The organism is Streptomyces mabaensis (assembly GCF_053763515.1).
On record NZ_JBSOPZ010000087.1, the window covers coordinates 1 to 1,085 of the forward strand.

Consider the following 1,085-nt stretch of genomic DNA (forward strand, 5'->3'; position numbering starts at 1 on the left):
GGGCGCTGGATGTCGACGCGCTGACGTATGCCTTGGGTGATCTGGTGGGCAGGCACGAGGTGCTGCGTACGGTGTTCGCCACTGTGGACGGGCAGCCGTATCAGCACATACTCCCGCCCGAGAAGGCCTCTTTTGATCTGCCGGTGGTCGAGCAGGTTGCCGACCTTGCGTCCGCGATCAACGAGGTCGCGGCTCACCGCTTCGATCTCGCCACTGAGATCCCGCTGCGGGCCTGGCTGTTCGAGACCGGTCCTGACAAGCATGTGCTGGTGATGGTGGTGCATCACATTGCCGGTGACGGATGGTCGATGGGGCCGTTGGCGCGGGATGTGTCGGCCGCGTACGCGGCCCGAACCACCGGGCGGGCACCCGGGTGGGAGCCGTTGGCGGTGCAGTACGCCGACTACACGTTGTGGCAGCGCGAGCTGCTGGGTGAGGAGACCGGCCGGGAGAGTCTGCTGAACGAGCAGCTGGGTTATTGGCGCGAGGCACTGGCCGAGCTGCCCCAGGAACTCACGCTGCCCTTCGACCGGCCGCGGCCGTCGGTGGCTTCGCACCGTGGTGGCCGGGTGGAGATCCGGGTGCCGGGCGAGGTGCATGCCCGGGTGGCCGAGCTGGCCCGCGCTGAAGGCGTGACCGTGTTCATGGTGCTCCAGGCGGCGCTGGCGGTGCTGCTGTCCCGGCTCGGCGCGGGCAGTGACATTCCGCTCGGTACCCCGGTCGCCGGACGCACCGACGAGGCGATGGACAACCTGGTCGGCTTCTTCGTCAACACCCTGGTGATACGCACCGACCTGTCCGGTGACCCCACGTTCACCCGCCTACTGGAGCAGGCCCAAGAAAAAAACCTGGCCGCGTTCGCCCACCAGGACCTGCCGTTCGAGCGGCTGGTCGAGGACCTCGCACCGGCCCGCTCGATGACCCGCCACCCGCTCTTCCAGGTCATGCTCGCGCTGCAGAACAACGTCCAGGCCGTACTCGACCTGCCCGGCATCGACACCGAACCCCTGCCCACCGGCGAACCGGCAGCCAAATTCGACCTGTTCTTCGACCTGGCCGAAACCTTCCACACCCACACCCACACC

The 1,085-nt window shown here is 67.6% G+C and carries 1 protein-coding gene; it reads left to right on the forward strand.

Features of this window, described 5'->3' with window-relative positions:
- On the forward strand, positions 1-1,085 hold a 1,085-nt coding region (locus tag ACWV17_RS33820; RefSeq protein ID WP_455362669.1), incomplete at both ends, for a condensation domain-containing protein.